This window comes from Aminobacter sp. P4_D5 (assembly GCF_056401815.1).
This window is the reverse complement of the sequence record NZ_JBFUIP010000558.1, coordinates 1-812: the sequence shown is the minus strand read 5'-3', so window position 1 is coordinate 812 and position 812 is coordinate 1. Positions and strand designations below refer to the sequence as shown.

General features: G+C 66.7%; 1 protein-coding gene. It reads left to right on the top strand.

Translation table 11 applies throughout. The features are described 5' to 3' along the window. The first annotated feature begins 132 nt into the window (after positions 1–132). On the top strand, positions 133–771 hold the full coding sequence (locus AC1DWF_RS33465; RefSeq protein WP_476842802.1) for an MBL fold metallo-hydrolase: 639 nt from the start codon (positions 133–135) through the stop codon (positions 769–771). The last annotated feature ends 41 nt before the right edge of the window (positions 772–812 follow it).

Below are 812 nucleotides of genomic sequence, written 5' to 3'. Positions count from 1 at the left end.
GACCATCGCCCGCAGCATCCTGCGCGCCCATGGCGGCGAGGTGACGCTTCACAATCGCCGAGAGGGCGGGCTGAGGGTGGCGATCCGGCTGCCTGGATGATACGCGGGGCGTAGTCGTCTCCGGAGCACCTCATGGCCCTCAAGGCTGGCATCATCCCCGTGACCCCCTTCCAGCAGAACTGCACGCTGGTCTGGGACGACGCGACCAAGGAGGTCACGGTCATCGATCCCGGCGGCGACGTCGCCGAGATCCTGGCCCAGCTGGAGAAGCAGGGCCTGAAGCTGGTGCAGATCCTGCTCACCCACGGCCACATCGACCATGCCGGCGGCGCGGACGAACTGCGGGAGAAGACCGGCATCGCCGTGATCGGCCCGCAGCTTGGCGACAAGATGCTGCTCGACAATCTGGAGAAGCAGGGCAGCGCCTATGGTCTCGACGGCGCGCGCAACCTCGTGCCGGACCGCTGGCTGGACGAGGGCGAGACGGTCACGCTCGGCGGCGAGGAGTTCGCCATTTATCACTGCCCCGGCCATTCGCCGGGCAGTCTCGTCTATGTCAGCACCAAGCTGCGCGTGGCCTTCGTGGGCGACGTGCTGTTCCAGGGCTCCATCGGCCGGACGGACTTCCCCTATGGCGACCATGACGCGCTGATCTCCGCCATCAAGACCAAGCTGCTGCCGCTCGGCGACGAGATCGGCTTCGTCTGCGGGCATGGCCCGAGCTCGGATTTCGGCACGGAACGGCGCACCAATCCTTTCCTCCAGGGCTGATCCCCTGGCAGGATGATCCTTCCCTGAAGGGGAGGGTCGGA